This window comes from Acinetobacter sp. Tr-809 (genome assembly GCF_011753255.1).
Lineage (GTDB): Bacteria > Pseudomonadota > Gammaproteobacteria > Pseudomonadales > Moraxellaceae > Acinetobacter.
The window spans coordinates 257,949-274,765 of the sequence record NZ_VWVZ01000003.1; the positions used below are offsets into that span (position 1 = coordinate 257,949).

A 16,817-nucleotide genomic window follows, 5' to 3' on the forward strand; every position below is an offset into this window, starting at 1 on the left:
TATTAGGGGGAATGCGCTCACACGTCAATCATTAAACTGAATTAAGTCTCACTATTTGCATCATTTTTCGGCAATTTTAGTGATTCATTTAACTTTTCCCAAACTTTCAGCTCTTTCTTGCTTGGTCCACCAATAAGTTCTAGGGCGTGACGTAAACGTGCAAAAGTCAAATCTGGGCCGAGAGTAACCATCGATTGCATGACAGGCGTTGAACTGGTTGAACCTGCAATCGCAATAAAGAAAGCTGGCATGAAATCACGTAATTTGATTTCCATCTGATTCGCCAAGTCCATTAAGGTTTGGCTGACCGTGTCATTGTTCCACGTAAACTGGCTTTCTAAACGCCAAATGGCGAATTGTAAGCTTTGACGGACTTGCTCTTCGGTCAATTTTTTGCTTTCAAACTGTTCTTTGCTGATTTGTGGCATATGGTTGAAGTAAAAACCAGCCCAATTGACGGCTTCAGAGAGCAAATTGATACGTGGTTGAATCGCTGCTGCGATATCTTCCAGAGTTTGGCGGTCACTTTTCCAAGCCAATAAACGATCTAGAAGTTGTCCTGGCGTTAATCCTTTGATCCATTGACCATTGAGCCAGTTGAGTTTTTCAACGTCAAAGATTGGTCCACCCAGTGAAACACGCTGTACATCAAAGTTTTGAATCATGTCTTCTAAGGTGAAGACTTCACGTTCATCAGGCATTGACCACCCCATACGACCTAAGTAATTCAACAAGGCTTCTGGTAGTACACCGATGTCACGATAGTAGTTGATTGAGGTTGGGTTTTTACGTTTAGATAACTTTGATTTATCTGGGTTGCGTAACAATGGCATGTGGCATAGTGTTGGCATATCCCAGCCAAAATATTGATACAGCAATTGGTGTTTCGGTGCAGATGGTAACCATTCTTCCCCACGTAAGACATGGGTGATTTCCATTAGATGGTCATCGACCACATTGGCAAGATGATAGGTTGGTAAACCATCAGTTTTTAATAACACTTGCATGTCAACTTGCGCCCATGGAATCTCAACTTCACCACGAAGTAAGTCATTAATTTTACAAATACCTTCCTCTGGTACTTTCATGCGAATCACATGGGGCTCACCCGCAGCAAGACGACGTTGTACTTCTTCTTGTGAGAGTTTTAAACCACGACCGTCGTATTTCGGTGTTTCACCACGTGCTTGCTGTTCAGCACGCATTTGATCAAGTTCTTCTGCGGTTGCGAAACAATAGAAAGCATGGCCTTTTTCAACCAGATCCAAGGCGTATTGCTTATAAATCCCCATACGCTCTGATTGGCGATAAGGTGCATGTGGACCACCTACATCTGGACCTTCTGACCAGTTCAAACCTAACCAGCGTAAAGAATCTAAAATCATTTTTTCAGATTCAGGTGTTGAGCGAAGTTGATCCGTATCTTCAATACGTAAAATAAATTCACCGCCATGCTGTTTGGCAAAACATAGATTAAATAATGCAATATAAGCTGTGCCTACATGTGGAAAACCTGTAGGAGAAGGCGCAATACGGGTACGGACTTTCATAAATGATCGGAGCTTAAATTTAAATTGAAACTATTATAACGAAAAAGCCTAGTCACGGCATGACTAGGCTTCATTTAAACATGTGAAGGGGCACATATTTAAAGTTTAAGAAGTATGTGGCTGGAATATGGTTTGAACGAAGCGTGAAAAACGTTCATGTTGGCTTGCGAAAAAGGTTTGCGTTGGTGTGGTACGAATCGTATTCAACATCTTTAACTCATCGTCAGACGATGGCAATAAACCTGTATTACGTTTTTGCTGATCAAGCGCTTTAACAATCAGGCTTGAAGAAGATTTATCAATCGTTTTTATGTTATTGCTTTCTTTGATTGCTGCCGCATGTCCCATTTGAACAGAAGCTGCTAAAAGTAAGCTTAAGCCTAGGGCTTTTTTCAATTTTAATGCTCGCATTGCTCACATCCCCTTCATGATTTTGAGTCTACAAGACTAACCAAACAACTATAGTATTGCTTTAATAATACGATTTAAACATAAATCTTAATAAAAAAGTATAACTACGTCACACTTTTTACAAAAAATCTTAAAATTTGACACATATTGCCATGTATTTATAGCAAAGTGGCTACTTTATGTACAAGCTGAATTTAGCAAGCAAATGTGTAGAAAAAGTGGAGAATGATAATTTTTCTCATTTTGCCATAAAAATAATAGGCTGAGTATTTTTTTAATACAAAAATGCGGGTCATCGCTATATCTTAAAAACAGAATAGTAATAAATTTATTGATATAACTGTATGATTGTAAATTCTTTTTAAAGAAATATAGTGGTGACAAATGGGGCGAAATGAGTAAACAATAAATGAAAACAGTTATAGCAGCGGCATTGTTGGCTTTGGGTCTAAATGGTGTGGCGCAAGCAGCGACTACTTTTTTAAACGTGTCTTATGATCCAACACGTGAGTTTTATCAAGAATATAATCAGGCTTTTGGGCAATATTGGAAGAAAAGAACAGGACAAGATGTTGACTTCAAGCAGTCGCATGGAGGCTCGGGTAAACAAGCGCGCTCAGTCATCGATGGCTTGCAGGCAGACGTCGTAACGCTTGCATTGGCCAATGATATTGATGAAATTGCCAATGCAGGTTTAATTCGTAAGGACTGGCAAAAACAATTTAAAGACAATTCAGCACCGTACACTTCAACTGTGGTGTTCTTGGTGCGTAAAGGCAACCCAAAGAATATCCGTGACTGGAATGATTTGACCAAGTCCGGTGTGGAAATCATTACCCCGAATCCGAAGACAGGTGGTGCACCGCGCTGGATTTATTTGGCGGCTTGGGGCTATGCACTCAAACAACCGGGTGGTAACGATACCAAAGCACGTGAGTTAGTGAAAAAACTCTATCAAAATGTCAAAGTCTTAGACTCAGGTGCACGAGGATCCCTCACCACTTTTGCTGAGCGTGGCATTGGTGATGTGTTGCTGTCTTGGGAAAATGAGGCTTTATTGGCGACACAAGGTTTAGGTAAAGATAAATTTGAAATTGTGTATCCATCAATTTCCATTTTGGCAGAGCCATCGGTTGCCATCGTTGATAAAACTGTAGATAAAAATGGCAATCGTCAGTTGGCACGTGGTTACTTAAATTTCCTTTATTCACCTTTAGGACAAGATCTTGCTGCGAAATATTATTTCCGTCCGCGTAACCCGCAAGTGGCAGCAAAATATGCGCAGCAATTTCCAAAGATTAAACTCTTCAAAATTAATGACGTGTTTGGTGGTTGGGCAAAAGCACAAAAAACCCATTTTGTGAATGGTGCGATTTTTGATCAGATTTATGCGGAAAAACCATAAATTAGGTTCACATTTAGCACATACTCAAAGTTGGAAAAGCAAATGCCGTTGGTATTTGCTTTTTTATTGACTGAAAAATGTTAAGAAAACGGTTTTATCTATGAAAAGTTAAGAATTCTCTACAAAAAGTCGTTTGGTGCTAGCATAAAACAAGGTGATAATGTGCAGTTACATTTTTAGCTGTTGATTCATTTCTTATGTCGCATATTTCTGTCTTACTTCATGAAACCGTTGATGGCGTATTGGCAGGCCGCGATACTGGTATTTTTGTCGATGCGACCTTTGGTCGTGGTGGGCATACCAAGTTATTACTCTCAAAATTGGATGCCAATGCGCGCGTCTATGCCTTTGATAAAGATCCCCAAGCCCTTGAGGTTGCAGCGCAATTAGAACAAGAAGATCCACGTTTTAAAATTATTCATGCCAGTTTTGCTGATATTCAAGAAGAACTCGCTAACATTGGCATTCATGAAGTTGATGGCATTATGGCTGATCTCGGTGTTTCATCACCACAGTTGGATCAGGCAGAGCGTGGTTTTAGTTTTATGCAAAATGGGCCACTCGATATGCGTATGGATAATTCGCAAGGTCCAACGGCTGCGCAATGGCTGCTTGAAATAGAAGAAGAAAAACTCGCAAATATTATTTACCAATACGGCGAAGAACGTTATAGCCGTCGTATTGCCAAAGCGATTAAACTAGCGGGTGAAATGACCACAACAGCACAATTGGCAGAAGTGGTTAAAACAGCACATCCAAAGTGGGAAAAGCATAAGCATCCTGCGACGCGTACCTTCCAAGCGATTCGTATAGCGATTAACAAAGAACTTGATGATATCGAGACTTTTTTGCCGCAAGCTGTAGACCTATTAAAGGCAACAGGGCAGTTGGCAGTGATTAGCTTTCACTCTTTGGAAGATCGTTTAATTAAGCAGTTTATTCAAAAAGAATCGAGTTTGCCTGAAGATTCAGGCTGGGGTATGCCTCAAGCACAGGTTGATACTCGACGTTTAAAGAAAGTTTCTCGTATTCGTGCGAGTGAAGCAGAAGTAAAAGCAAATCCTCGTTCACGTAGTGCATGGTTGCGTGTGGCAGAGCGTTTAGAGCAAAAAGGCTAACAATGAATAACAACAATGATGATGGCGATGTAGTAGCAAGCAGCAAAAAAGGTCTGAAAAAGCTTGCTGTCTATGCTGTACTTGTTGCACTGGTGTTCACAAGTGCAATGATGGTGGTATTTCAGGTATTTGAATATCGTCATGATTATCGTGACTTGAGTGCATATATGCGTGAAAGAGATGATCTAAACGCAGAATGGGGGCGTTTATTGATTGAGCAGCAAACCTTTGGTGCAACTGCACAGATTGGTTCGCGTGCAGTAACGCAACTCCGTATGTTCTCACCACCAGCGACGCAGACGGTCGTGATTTCTTTACCTATGACTTCAAAGCAAGATAAATAAGGCATGCTGTATGGCAGATAAGCGAAGCAAACCAATACGGAAAAAAAAGCAGTCCATTTCTGAAAGACCCACCCTTGCTTTAGATATGTGGCGATTTTATTTGCTTTGGGGCACAGTACTGCTGTGCTTTGTTGTGCTGATTGCGCGTGCTTTCTATGTGCAGGTCGTCAATAAAGACTTCTTACAAAATAAAGCCAATGCCAATATTTTAAGGACTGAGCGACTTGAGGCGATGCGTGGCGTGATTAGTGATCGCCACGGTGTTCCTTTGGCGATTAGCACCCCGATTATGAAAATCGTGATTGACCCACGAGATTATTGGGAAACCAAACAGCAGTTTGATGACATCACAGCAGAACTCAAAAAAGATCCGAATAATCGTAAATTAAAACGTCAATTGCCCGATAAGAACCTGAACCTAGATGAATTGGCAGATGTTGTTGGTGTTGATCGTGCAGATTTAAAGAAACAAATGCAGGCGCGTCCGCGTTCACGCTATTTGGTGTTGCAAAAAGAAATTCCACCGCAGCAAGCAGACTTAATTACCAAACGCAATTTCCAAGGTGTTTACGCCGAGAAAAGTTATAAACGCTACTACCCGCAACCGCAACCGAATGCCCAGATTATTGGTTTGACCAATAGTGAAGGGATGGGGATTGAAGGTCTGGAAATGCAACTGAATAAACAGTTGTCAGGCGTTGATGGTGAGCAAAAAATTATCCGAGATAAAAAAGGGAATCGCCTTAAAGTCTCGGAAGTAATTAAAGAAGTTGAATCTGGTGAGAATGTCACCCTGAGTATCGACTCTCGTTTGCAATATATTATGTATCGGGAGTTAACCGCTGCAGGTGTTGCCAACAATGCACGTTCAGCAACGGCCATTGCAGTGGATGTTAAAACGGGTGAAATCTTGGCGATGACCAGTTGGCCGTCGTATAACCCGAATGATAAAAATGGTCTTGGTAATAAAGATGCGATGCGTAACCGTGGCGCAATTGACATGTTTGAGCCTGGTTCAACCATGAAACCATTTACTGTGGCTGCTGCTTTGGAAAGTGGTAAATATACACCTAATACTATTGTGAATACATCACCGGGTTCAATGCGCTTAGGCTGGCATACTATTCGTGATACCCATAACTACGGTGCATTAACAGTTTCAGGCGTCATTATTAAATCTTCGAACGTCGGTTCAGCAAAAATTGCCTTGTCTCTACCAAAAGATACTGTGCCTTCATTCTTTAGACGTGCAGGCTTTGGTCATCGTTCAGCGGTGAAATTCCCGGGTGAAAGTGCTGGTTTGCTTTATTCTGGCAATAAACTGAACCCATCTCAGTTGGGAACCATGGCTTATGGTTATGGTTTGAATGCAACCATTCTGCAGGTTGCACAAGGTTATGCCATGTTGGCCAATCATGGTGTACAAATGCCATTGAGCTTGCGTAAGTTAGACAAGGCCCCTGAGGGTACGCAAGTATTAGCACCTAAAATTGCTGATCAAGTTTTGACTATGCTTGAACAAGTGACCATGCCAGGTGGAACCGCGAAACAAGCCGTAATCCCTGGTTATCGTGTTGGCGGTAAAACAGGGACGGCACATAAATTACGTGCAGACCGTAAAGGCTATTCAAATAGTGAATATCGTGCACTGTTTGCAGGCGTCGCCCCGATCAGTGATCCGCGTTTGGCTATGATTGTAGTGGTTGAAAACCCACAAGGTCGCTACTACGGTGGTTTGGTGGCAGCACCTGTGTTTGCACGCATCATGCAAGAGTCCTTACGGTTACTGAATGTGCCTTTAGATAAGCCACTAGATACTTCTATAAAATCCAATCCGTAGGTAGATTATGTCGATTAGTTTTCAACAGATACATCCGATCAACATCGATGCGGTTTGGTATACACAGCCTTTTCAGGGCTTTTGTCTAGACAGTCGTAAGGTTGAGAAAGGGCAAATTTTTATTGCTCTGAGTAGTTATAGCCAACCTGAAAAAACACGTCAGTTTGCCCAGAATGCTATAGATGCTGGGGCATTGGCGATCATTAGTGAGACCGCTTTAGGTTTTGATAATGAATGGGTGTGTCCAGATGTGCGTTATTTGATGGGCCAATGGCAAAAGCAATTTTTGCAAGCAGTTGATCCTGTACAGCCCTTATGCGGTATTGCAGTGACGGGAACCAATGGTAAAACCACGATTTCGCGTCTGATTGCTGAATTACTTAGTTCACAAGGCAAAGGTTGCGCTGTGATGGGGACCACGGGGAATGGGATTCTGCCGAATTTAACCCCATCAACACATACCACTTTAGACGCTTTACAATTACAACAAGCCCTACATGACTATGCCAAACAGGGGGCGAGCTTTGTCGCATTGGAAGCCAGCTCACATGGTTTAGAACAAGGCCGTTTGAACGGCTGCGACCTTGAAATCGCGGTTTATAGTAATTTAAGTCGTGATCATCTGGATTATCACGGTACTTTGGAGGCTTATGCTGAAGCCAAGGCCTTATTATTCAAATTCACGACCTTAAAAGCCGTAGTGATTAACTTGGATGATGCACATGCATATCTAATGATAGATGCTGCGAAGGCTAATCCCGCACAACCTAAAATTTTGACTTATTCTTTAACTCAGACGACAGCGGATTATTATATTGCGGATTTGCAGTATCGTCTCAGTGGGGCAAGTTTTACACTGACCAGTCCGACTGGTAGATATACAGTACAAAGCCCATTACTTGGGCACTTTAATGTTGAGAACTTATTGGCGAGCTTGATTGCAGCAGAGTATGCCGGCTTTGCCTTGGCTGATTTAGTTCAGTTTGTACCTCAGCTCATAGGTGCACCGGGTCGTATGCAAGTGATCCAAGACGCAGATCGTTTATTTGTAGTGGATTATGCACATACTCCTGATGCTTTAATTCAAGTATTGACGACCTTAAAGCGTCATGTCACAGGACAGCTTTGGGCGGTGTTTGGGTGTGGTGGAGATCGTGATCGCGGTAAGCGTCCATTGATGACGCAAGCTGCTTTAGATCATGCCAATCCTGTCATTTTAACTTCAGACAATCCACGAACTGAGAATCCTGAGCAGATTTTTGCAGATATGAAGCAAGGAATTCACTTTGCAAAACATGTGATGCATGAAATTCATGATCGTCGTGAAGCGATTAAATTTGTAGTGGCTCAGGCTCAAGCAGGTGATATTGTGGTGATTGCAGGCAAAGGTCATGAAAACTATCAAGAAATTGATGGAGTTCGCCACTGGTTTGATGATGTAGTTGAAGTACAGTCTGCGATTGATGCACAACCACATTCTGTCGATTCAGCTTATCTTGCGCAATAATAAGGTTAAAAGGTAAATAGCGTATGCATACTTCAACCACCAGTACCGTTCCATTACAAGCTTGGAGCGCAGAACAATTACAACAAGCGACCCAAGGTGAGTGGTTTCAGCAAAATGTTCCACAAGGTGAAATTAAACGTATTTTAACTGACTCACGTCATGCAGAAGCAGGCGATGCTTTCCTTGCCTTAAAAGGTGAGCGTTTTGATGCGCATAATTTTGTCGCGCAAGTTGCAACGCAAGATTGTCAGATCGCTATTGTTGAACATCCAATCGATGCAGATATTGCACAACTGATTGTAAAAGATACCCGTTTGGCTTTGGGGCAACTTGGTGCTTACCGTCGTCAGCAGAATCCGCAACTTAAAGTGATTGCTTTAACAGGCAGTAGTGGCAAAACCACGACCAAAGAAATGTTGGGCAGTATTTTATCTCGTTTGGCACCCACCTTAATTACCCGTGGTAACTTGAATAACGATTTGGGCGTGCCAATGATGCTGCTAGAGCTGCGCCCAGAACATCAATATGCTGTGATGGAGCTGGGTGCCAGCCATCAGGGTGAAATTGATTATACCTCGAATTTGGTGCAGCCACATGTGGCAGGGATTTTGAATATCGGCACCGCACACTTGGGTGAGTTTGGTGGACGCGAAGGCATTTGCCGTGCTAAATCAGAAATCTATGCGCATATTTTGCCTCAAGGCACTGCAATCGTCCCTGCACAAGATGATTTTAGTGAGACCATTCGTCAAAATGCACAAGCACATCCGATCTTGAGTTTTGGTGAAGGTGGTGATGTTTATGCAACAGAGTTGCAGTTACACCCACAATCGGCACAATTTAATTTGCATACACCACAAGGTATACGTGCGGTGAATTTGCCATTTGCAGGGGCACATAATGTGCAGAATGCAGCAGCAGCGACTGCATTTGCGCTCGCGCTTGGTATTGCTTTGGATGACATTGTGCAAGGTTTGGAGCAAGCGCAAGGTGCTAAAGGGCGTTTGAACTTTATCCAACATCAAAATCACCTTTTTATTGATGATACTTATAATGCCAATCCGACTTCGATGCGTGCAGCGGCACAGGTTTTGTTGCAGCAACAAGGCTTAAAAGTCATGGTGATGGGAGATATTGGTGAGCTAGGTGATAGTAGCTGGCAAGAACATCATGATCTTGGGCAAGACTTGGCGAATATGCCGCTTGATCAATTGGTTGTGGTGGGGGAGTTTGCTGAAGCAGCGCAACAAGGTTCATCGCACTCAGAAAAGTTACATGCCTTTGTAACACAGGCAGAAGCATTGCCATTTTTAATTAATTTAGTCCAAACACATCAACCCCAGTCAATGAGTTTCCTGTTTAAAGGGTCTCGTTATACCCATATGGAAACGTTGATGGCTGACTTGATGGAGAAAATTTAAATGTTGTTATGGTTATTTGAGCAATTGGCGGACTATAACAGTTCGTTTCAGGTTGTTCGTTATTTAACATTGCGCTCTTTGTTGAGTTTACTGACGGCCTTGACGATCGGACTGGTTTTAGGTCCAGTCATGATTCGTAAATTACAGGCATTAAAATATGGTCAGGCGGTGAGCTCTTTTGCGCCAGAAAACCATGCCAAAAAAATGGGAACCCCAACCATGGGTGGGATTCTTATTTTGCTCTCCATTGGGATTAGCACCTTGCTCTGGGCTGATTTATCAAATCCATATGTCTGGATCGTGCTTGGAGTGATGGTCGTATTTGGTGCTGTTGGTTGGGCGGATGACTGGATTAAAGTCCGTTATAAGGACAATGCAGGCTTACCCGCACGCAAGAAATTTTTCTGGACATCGGTGGCTTCTTTAGGTGCAGGTATTGCCCTTTACGTAATTGCAAAACAACAAGATAGCATTGAACATACAGCCAATATGCTGGATTTGTTGATTCCATTCTTTAAAAATCTTTCTATTCCACTTTCAGCTGTACCATTAGGTTTGGCATTTATTGTATTTACCTATCTGGTGATTAATGGCGCATCCAATGCGGTTAACTTGACGGATGGTTTGGATGGTTTGGCGATTATGCCAATTGTCATGGTCGCAGCGGGATTAGGCGTATTTGCTTATTTATCTGGTGATATTCGTTTTGCCAATTATTTGCATATTCCTTATGTAAAATATACTTCTGAACTGGTGGTGATCTGTTCTGCCATGGTTGGTGCTGGTTTGGCCTTCCTTTGGTACAATGCCCATCCTGCCCAAGTGTTTATGGGGGATGTCGGTGCGTTGGCACTTGGCGCGATGTTGGGTACGATTGCGGTCATGGTTCGTCAAGAAATCGTATTTGCGATTATGGGTGGTGTGTTTGTAATGGAAGCGATCTCTGTATTCTTGCAGATCGGTTCATTACGAATGCGTAACAAGCGTGTGTTCTTGATGGCGCCGTTACATCATCATTATGAAAAGCAAGGCTGGAAAGAAACACAAGTAGTAATCCGTTTCTGGATTATTACCATCTTCCTCGTTGTATTAGGCTTAATGACGCTAAAATTACGTTAAACCATGATTCAAGAAAGAAGCTGGTGATGACCAGCTTTTTTTATGTTTGGAGAAAATAGATGAGTTTGTTGATGTGTCCTGTTTGTCGCCAATCCTTGAATTTGGTTGAAAACTCATGGCGCTGTGAGAAAGGGCATCACTATGATGTAGCTAAACAAGGCTATGTCAATTTGCATGTGGTGCAGCATAAGCACAGCAAAAGCCCAGGAGATACTGCAGAGTCGGTGCTGGCGCGTCGTGAGTTTTTGCAAGCAGGTTTTTATCAGCCCTTGCAGCAAGCCGTGGTTGAAATTCTACAGCAACTTAAACCTCAAGCAGTTTTAGATATTGGTTGTGGTGAGGGTTATTACACCAGTGCTATGCAAGCACATACACAGCAGTGTATTGGGGTAGATATTGCCAAAACAGCGGTACAGCGCGCAGCAAAATTAAATTCCAAAGTCACATGGGTGGTTGGAACAGGTGCAACCTTACCTGTGCAGGATCACTCACTGGATATCTGTACCAGCTTATTTAGTCCAATTCCTCAAGATGAAATCGTCAGAGTCTTGCGTGACGATGGATATTTAATTGTAGTGACCCCTGCACCAAAACATCTCTATGATTTGCGTGAAGCCCTCTTTGAGCAAGTCAATTTACATGAGCCAGAGAAGTTTGTGCAGCAGCTGGATGCTCAGTTTGAGTTAAAGCAAGCACAGATCGTTGAAGCACCAATGCAGTTGGATCAGCAAGCGTTAAAGAATTTGATTGCAATGACCCCTTACGCCTATAAAGCCAATCCTGAACGGCGTAAAGCCTTGGAACAAGCGCAGATGTTTGAGGCCACAGCAGCCTTTCAAATTTATCTGTTTCAGAAAAGAAAGAAGCCATCAATGTGATGGCTTCTTTTTTATTTACTGGATTTGATTGATCAAATGCTCAATCCCATCCTTTTCTTTCGGTGGAGGTGTTGGGCTTGGTGAATTTGAACCCATTGCAGGTGGCTGCTTTTTCGCTGGGACAATCGGTTGTTCATCAGTTACTGGAGTGGTTCCAGGTAGGTCTGAAAAATCATTTTGTGTTGAGCGAACTGGTGCCGGTGGTGCAGGGCGATAAAGCGGGCGCGCCAATGGTGGAGAAGCACGATACTCTTTTTTATCTTCGCTTTGCTGGATTTGTAACTTATCACGAGAGATAGGATCTTTCGCTTCTTTATCCAAACGGACCCATGCAGATGGTGTATCTTTTAAAGATTTGCCCATGAAGTTGGTCCAGATTGGAAGTGCAGCCACACCACCGTATTCACGACGACCTAGTGTACGTGGCTGATCAAAACCAACCCAAGCAATCGCAACTAAGTTGCCATTGAAACCTGCGAACCAAGCATCTTTGGCATCATTGGTTGTTCCTGTTTTTCCGCCTAAATCATCACGACCAATTTTAAGTGCAGCTCGTCCAGTACCATGCTGGATGACATCACGTAAGATGTTGGCCATGTCATAGGCTGAACTTGATTTTAAGATGCGTTGTGCCTGACGGTAATCACTATTGGCTTTTGCTGTCTGTGCAGCATCAGCGGTCAATATTGGCGCTTCAGAAGCAGCTGTCGCGTCATCTAAAGTCTGATTGCTAACTTCGGTTACTTGGTCTTTAGATTTATCTTTTTCTGCTTCAGCAGTTTGCTGTTCTTTACTTGCATTTGGATTACTAATACATGGGATACATGCATAGTCAGGTTTTGCTTCATAAATAACTTTACCAGCGGCATCTTCAATACGTTTAATAAAGTGCGGTTGAATGCGATAGCCGCCATTGGCAAAAGTGGCGTAACCTGTCGCCATTTGAATTGGTAGTACCTGTGGTGTACCTAAAGCGATAGTATAGTTACGCGGGATCTGATCTTCTTGTAAACCAAAGTCCATAAACAATTGGCGAGTACGTTCAATCCCAACGTTTTGTAATAAACGGACAGAAACTGTATTTCGGGATAAATAAAGCGCACGGCGTAATGGGATCATACCCAAATAGCGGCCATCAGAGTTCCTTGGAGACCACTTGCCAATAGTGATTGGACTGTCATTGACCATGCTATACGGCGTCATACCGCGTTCCAAAGCCAGCGCATAGACAAAAGGCTTAATGGTGGAACCTGGTTGTCTCCAACCTTGTATCGCACGATTAAACTTCGATTGATAAAAGTTATAACCGCCAACAACGGCTTCAATTGCACCATCATTTGGATTAATGGCAATCAGTTGTCCTTGAACTTTTGGCACTTGGACCAAAGACCACACTGTTTTGCCTTCATTTGGACGTAGACGAATAATATCTTTTACTTTGACAATTTGTGAGGCATTGGAAGGAGCACCACCAACACTATTAGCATTGCGGTAAGGGCGAACCCATGACATTCCTGACCAATTGACAGTGACTGTTGAGCCATCTTGCATCAGGGCATCAAAAGAGTTGTTATTGACCTTGATCACTTGTGCCGGGTAGGTGTTTGCGTAAGCAATAAATTGTTTGAGTGGCTTGTCATGTGCTTCGGGACCACGCCAACCGTGACGACGGTCATAAGCCTCCAAACCATCCTGAATGGATTGTTCAGCATAACGTTGACGATTACTGTCAATCGTCGTGTATACCTTATAACCTGAGTCAACAGCCTGTTCACCAAAATGCTCGACCAGTTCTGAGCGAACCATTTCACCTACATAAGGAAAGACGTTGCTGACTGAGCGATCAATCATATTTAAGTTGATGGATTCTGCAACTGCTTGTTGATATTGGTTTTGGTTGATATAGCCCAGTTGTAACATACGCCCTAAAATCCAGTTGCGACGTTCAAGCGCACGCTCTGGATTAACTACGGGGTTATATTTTGAAGGTGCTTTAGGTAGACCTGCAATCATTGCCATTTGTGCTATGGTTAGCTCGCCAATATTTTTGTTGTAATAGACACGTGCAGCGGCAGCAATACCATAGGCATTTTTACCTAAGAAAATTTTATTGACATATGCAGCTAGAATTTCTTGTTTAGTTAAGTTTTGCTCGATTTTTCGTGCCAAAAACACTTCAGTTAGTTTGCGACGAAGTGTTCGATCTGGACTTAAATAATAGTTCTTTGCAACCTGCATGGTAATGGTTGAGCCCCCAGTTTGGACATCAGACCCTGTAACAGATTCAGTTAGCGCTCGCCCAAGCCCTTTAAAACTAATACCGTTATGTTCAAAAAAGGATGAGTCTTCCGCTGCTAAAAAAGCATGAATAAATGTTGGTGGAATCTGCTCATACTTAACTGGTATTGATAATTTTCCGCCATATTCCGCAATTAACTGATTATCTGCTGTATAAACTTGCAAAGGTTTTAGTAAAGGCGCTTTTTTGAGTGAACTCATATCTGGCAGTGAAGGTGCGAGATAGAGATACATGCCATAAAATCCCATTGGAAGTGAGACTAAGATAATAATAACGATCAAAAAAAATGGGCGAACAATACCAGAACTGGATAGCTTTTTCATAATAAGTAAGTTTTAATAAGAGCGAATGGCAAACTAATTGTGGTCAGTATATCCTTTAGACATGCGGATTGTTAGATGAGTTATTGTATCCGTAGCAATTAAAGACCAAAACAAATTAGTGTGTTGTATTTTTGGGGATAAAAAAATAAATAGGAAAGTACTGTGCTCAGGTTATATCGTAAACCAAATAAGGGGTTAACAGGTGTCGATATTAGTTCGACAACTGTTAAATTATTGGAGCTCTCTGTAAAGAACGGTAGATATTGGGTTGAAAGTTATGCAGTGATGCCATTGCCTGAAAGCAGTGTGGTCGAAAAAAGCATACTGAATCCAGAGGCGGTAGGGGATGCACTTGAGAGAGTGGTAAACCTTGCGAACCCTCACACTATGAATGTTGCGATTGCAGTACCGACTTCGATGGTCATTAATAAGATCATCGAGATGGATGCTGACATGACGGATGAAGAACGAGAAGTTCAAATTCGTATGGATGCTGAGCAATACATTCCGTTCCCATTAGATGAAGTGAGCCTAGATTTTGAGGTTTTACCTGATCGTTTGGCCAATCCAAACCGGGTAAATGTGCTCTTGGTTGCAACGCGCACCGAGAATGTAGACACGCGCGTAGAAGTGCTTGAACTAGCGGGTTTAACTGCAAAAATTGCAGAAGTTGAAAGCTATGCAATGGAACGTGCCTTCAGTGTGTTTGCAGATACATTACCGATGGGCGCAAACACGGTAGGTATTTTAGATATTGGTCATACTATGACCACGTTATCTGTAATGCAAAAAGGCAAGATCATCTATACACGTGAGCAAGTGTTTGGTGGCCGCCAGCTAACCCAAGATGTTCAGAGTCGCTATGGTCTTTCTTTTGAAGAAGCTGGACGTGCCAAAAAAGAAAGAACCTTACCAGATGATTATGACACAGAGGTCCTTGAACCCTTCTTGGATGCCGTCGTACAACAAGCTGCGCGGTCACTTCAATTTTTCTTTTCATCTTCCCAATTCAATGAAATAGATCATATTTTACTTGCTGGAGGGAATGCCAATATTCCAGGCCTAGCTAAGCTATTACAACAAAAACTCGGTTATCGCGTCACTATTGCCAATCCATTCCTACAAATGGGTTTTTCTCCCCAAATTGATATTAAAAAAATTGAAAACGATGCTTCCTCTTTGATGGTTGCATGTGGTTTGGCATTGAGGAGTTTTGATTAATGGCAAAGATTAACTTACTCCCTTGGCGTGATGAGCTAAGAGAACAAAGAAAGAAACAGTTTGTCGCATTTTGTGTTGGGGTTGCTGCATTAGGGGTTGCATCGGTCTTTTCTGGGTGGATGTATTTTGATCATAAATTGAATGATCAAGAGCAAGCCAATCAACTGATTGTCAGTACCAATCAAAATTTAGATACTCAGTTGAAAGCACTTGATGGCTTACAAGAACGACGTAATGCGATTATTGAGCGCATGAAACTGATTCAAGGTTTGCAAGGACAGCGGCCTGTTACTGTGCGTTTGGTTGATGAATTGGTTCGGGTTACTCCCCCAACCATGTATTTAACCAAGTTTACGCGTACTGGGGATAAATTCACGATTGAAGGTAAAGCTGAAAGTCCAAATACGGTGGCTGAACTTCTACGTAATTTAGAAGCTTCGCCTTGGTATCGTAATGCCTTTATGAATTCTTTCCTTGCTGTGGATGAAAATAAAAATAAAGAAAAAACAGCAAGTTCTTTGGTGCCTCGTGTTGAGGAAAATTATGGAAGCTTTGTTGTCACTGTGGATTTAGGTGAAATCGGGACAACTGCAGAAGCTGCACCAACGTCAGAAGCAGCGGCATCAGGGGTAGTCGGGGTGGCAAAATGAAATTAGATAAATCAGATGATTTAAATCAAGACACCGTTGCTACAAAGAAAAAGAAAATGACGGTAGACCAATTCTTCCAGCAATTCAATACGCTGGACATGAATAATTATGGCAGTTGGCCGTTATCGGTCAAAATTACCTGCTGGATTTTCGTTTTCTTGGCGGTTGCTGCATTGGGCTATTTTGTGGTGATTAAGTCTCAGCTTGAATCAATTTCAAATGCAGAAGCTCAAGAACAAAGCTTGCTGAATGAGTTTAGAGAAAAAGATTCAAAATTGCGTAACTTGCAACAATATCAAGCGCAATTACAAGAAATGGAAGCCAATTTTAATCAACAGTTAGAGCAACTACCAAAAGAAACAGAAATTCCAAGCTTGGTTGAAGACATTAACTTAACGGGCGTGAACTCTGGACTGAAATTTAAAAATATTCGTCTTGAGAGTGAAGTGAAGCAAGAGTTCTTTATTGAACAGCCAATCAGTATTGATGCGACAGGTGATTATCACGCCTTTGGTGCTTTTGTAACGGGTATTGCTGCCTTACCTCGGATCGTGACTTTGCATGATTTTACGGTTGAAGCAAAAGAAGATACACAGAAAAAATCAGACATTCCTGTGGTGAACTATACCGTTAAAGCAAAAACATATCGTTATGTTGGGGCGGATGAGCAAACGAATAATGCTGCTGGTGCAGCTGCAGCAACTACTCCACCTGCGCAAGGAGGAAAATAG

General features: G+C 42.3%; 13 protein-coding genes and 1 pseudogene. 11 read left to right on the forward strand and 3 right to left on the reverse strand.

What is annotated here, in order from left to right; genetic code table 11:
* Positions 1-41: 41 nt before the first annotated feature.
* A complete protein-coding gene (gene gltX / locus F3J02_RS08605; protein WP_167248595.1) occupies positions 42-1,550 on the reverse strand; it encodes a glutamate--tRNA ligase in 1,509 nt (502 codons plus the stop codon).
* Positions 1,551-1,655: 105 nt separating this feature from the next.
* Complete coding sequence (locus tag F3J02_RS08610; RefSeq protein WP_374755504.1) at positions 1,656-1,898, reverse strand: DUF4179 domain-containing protein; 243 nt, start codon at positions 1,896-1,898, stop codon at positions 1,656-1,658.
* A gap of 472 nt (positions 1,899-2,370) precedes the next feature.
* Here F3J02_RS08610 and F3J02_RS08615 point away from each other — a divergent pair, with 472 nt between their 5' ends.
* The 8 genes and pseudogenes from F3J02_RS08615 (at position 2,371) to F3J02_RS08650 (ending at position 11,593) form a co-directional block, all read left to right on the forward strand.
* Positions 2,371-3,366, forward strand: coding sequence for a sulfate ABC transporter substrate-binding protein (locus tag F3J02_RS08615; protein WP_167248597.1), 996 nt, complete (start codon positions 2,371-2,373; stop codon positions 3,364-3,366).
* Between the two features lie 197 nt (positions 3,367-3,563).
* Complete coding sequence (gene rsmH / locus F3J02_RS08620; protein ID WP_167248598.1) at positions 3,564-4,484, forward strand: 16S rRNA (cytosine(1402)-N(4))-methyltransferase RsmH; 921 nt, start codon at positions 3,564-3,566, stop codon at positions 4,482-4,484.
* Positions 4,485-4,486: 2 nt separating this feature from the next.
* Positions 4,487-4,828, forward strand: coding sequence for a cell division protein FtsL (locus F3J02_RS08625; protein WP_167248599.1), 342 nt, complete (start codon positions 4,487-4,489; stop codon positions 4,826-4,828).
* A gap of 10 nt (positions 4,829-4,838) precedes the next feature.
* A pseudogene (gene ftsI, locus F3J02_RS08630) lies at positions 4,839-6,672 on the forward strand (penicillin-binding protein PBP3).
* A gap of 3 nt (positions 6,673-6,675) precedes the next feature.
* The gene (locus tag F3J02_RS08635) at positions 6,676-8,175 is read left to right on the forward strand and encodes a UDP-N-acetylmuramoyl-L-alanyl-D-glutamate--2,6-diaminopimelate ligase (RefSeq protein WP_167248601.1); all 1,500 of its coding nucleotides are present in this window, start codon (positions 6,676-6,678) and stop codon (positions 8,173-8,175) included.
* A 23-nt stretch (positions 8,176-8,198) separates the two neighbouring features.
* Complete coding sequence (locus F3J02_RS08640) at positions 8,199-9,596, forward strand: UDP-N-acetylmuramoyl-tripeptide--D-alanyl-D-alanine ligase (RefSeq protein ID WP_167248602.1); 1,398 nt, start codon at positions 8,199-8,201, stop codon at positions 9,594-9,596.
* Positions 9,597-10,715, forward strand: coding sequence for a phospho-N-acetylmuramoyl-pentapeptide-transferase (gene mraY / locus F3J02_RS08645; RefSeq protein ID WP_167248603.1), 1,119 nt, complete (start codon positions 9,597-9,599; stop codon positions 10,713-10,715).
* Between the two features lie 59 nt (positions 10,716-10,774).
* Positions 10,775-11,593: a putative RNA methyltransferase gene (locus tag F3J02_RS08650; protein ID WP_167248604.1), complete on the forward strand. Its 819-nt coding sequence runs from the start codon at positions 10,775-10,777 to the stop codon at positions 11,591-11,593.
* Positions 11,594-11,608: 15 nt separating this feature from the next.
* Here the strand turns inward: F3J02_RS08650 and ponA are convergent, their stop codons facing one another.
* Positions 11,609-14,215, reverse strand: a complete 2,607-nt coding sequence (ponA, locus tag F3J02_RS08655; RefSeq protein ID WP_167248605.1) for a penicillin-binding protein PBP1a — start codon at positions 14,213-14,215, stop codon at positions 11,609-11,611.
* A 162-nt stretch (positions 14,216-14,377) separates the two neighbouring features.
* Here ponA and F3J02_RS08660 point away from each other — a divergent pair, with 162 nt between their 5' ends.
* From F3J02_RS08660 to F3J02_RS08670, 3 genes are read left to right on the forward strand one after another with little or no spacing between them, the layout of a single operon-like run.
* Positions 14,378-15,436 carry a pilus assembly protein PilM gene (locus tag F3J02_RS08660; protein WP_004803903.1) on the forward strand — a complete coding sequence of 353 codons (1,059 nt, stop codon included), beginning with the start codon at positions 14,378-14,380 and terminating at the stop codon, positions 15,434-15,436.
* Positions 15,436-16,086, forward strand: a complete 651-nt coding sequence (locus tag F3J02_RS08665) for a PilN domain-containing protein (RefSeq protein WP_167248606.1) — start codon at positions 15,436-15,438, stop codon at positions 16,084-16,086. Before F3J02_RS08660 ends, F3J02_RS08665 begins: the two co-directional genes overlap by 1 nt.
* Complete coding sequence (locus tag F3J02_RS08670) at positions 16,083-16,817, forward strand: type 4a pilus biogenesis protein PilO (RefSeq protein WP_167248607.1); 735 nt, start codon at positions 16,083-16,085, stop codon at positions 16,815-16,817. Before F3J02_RS08665 ends, F3J02_RS08670 begins: the two co-directional genes overlap by 4 nt.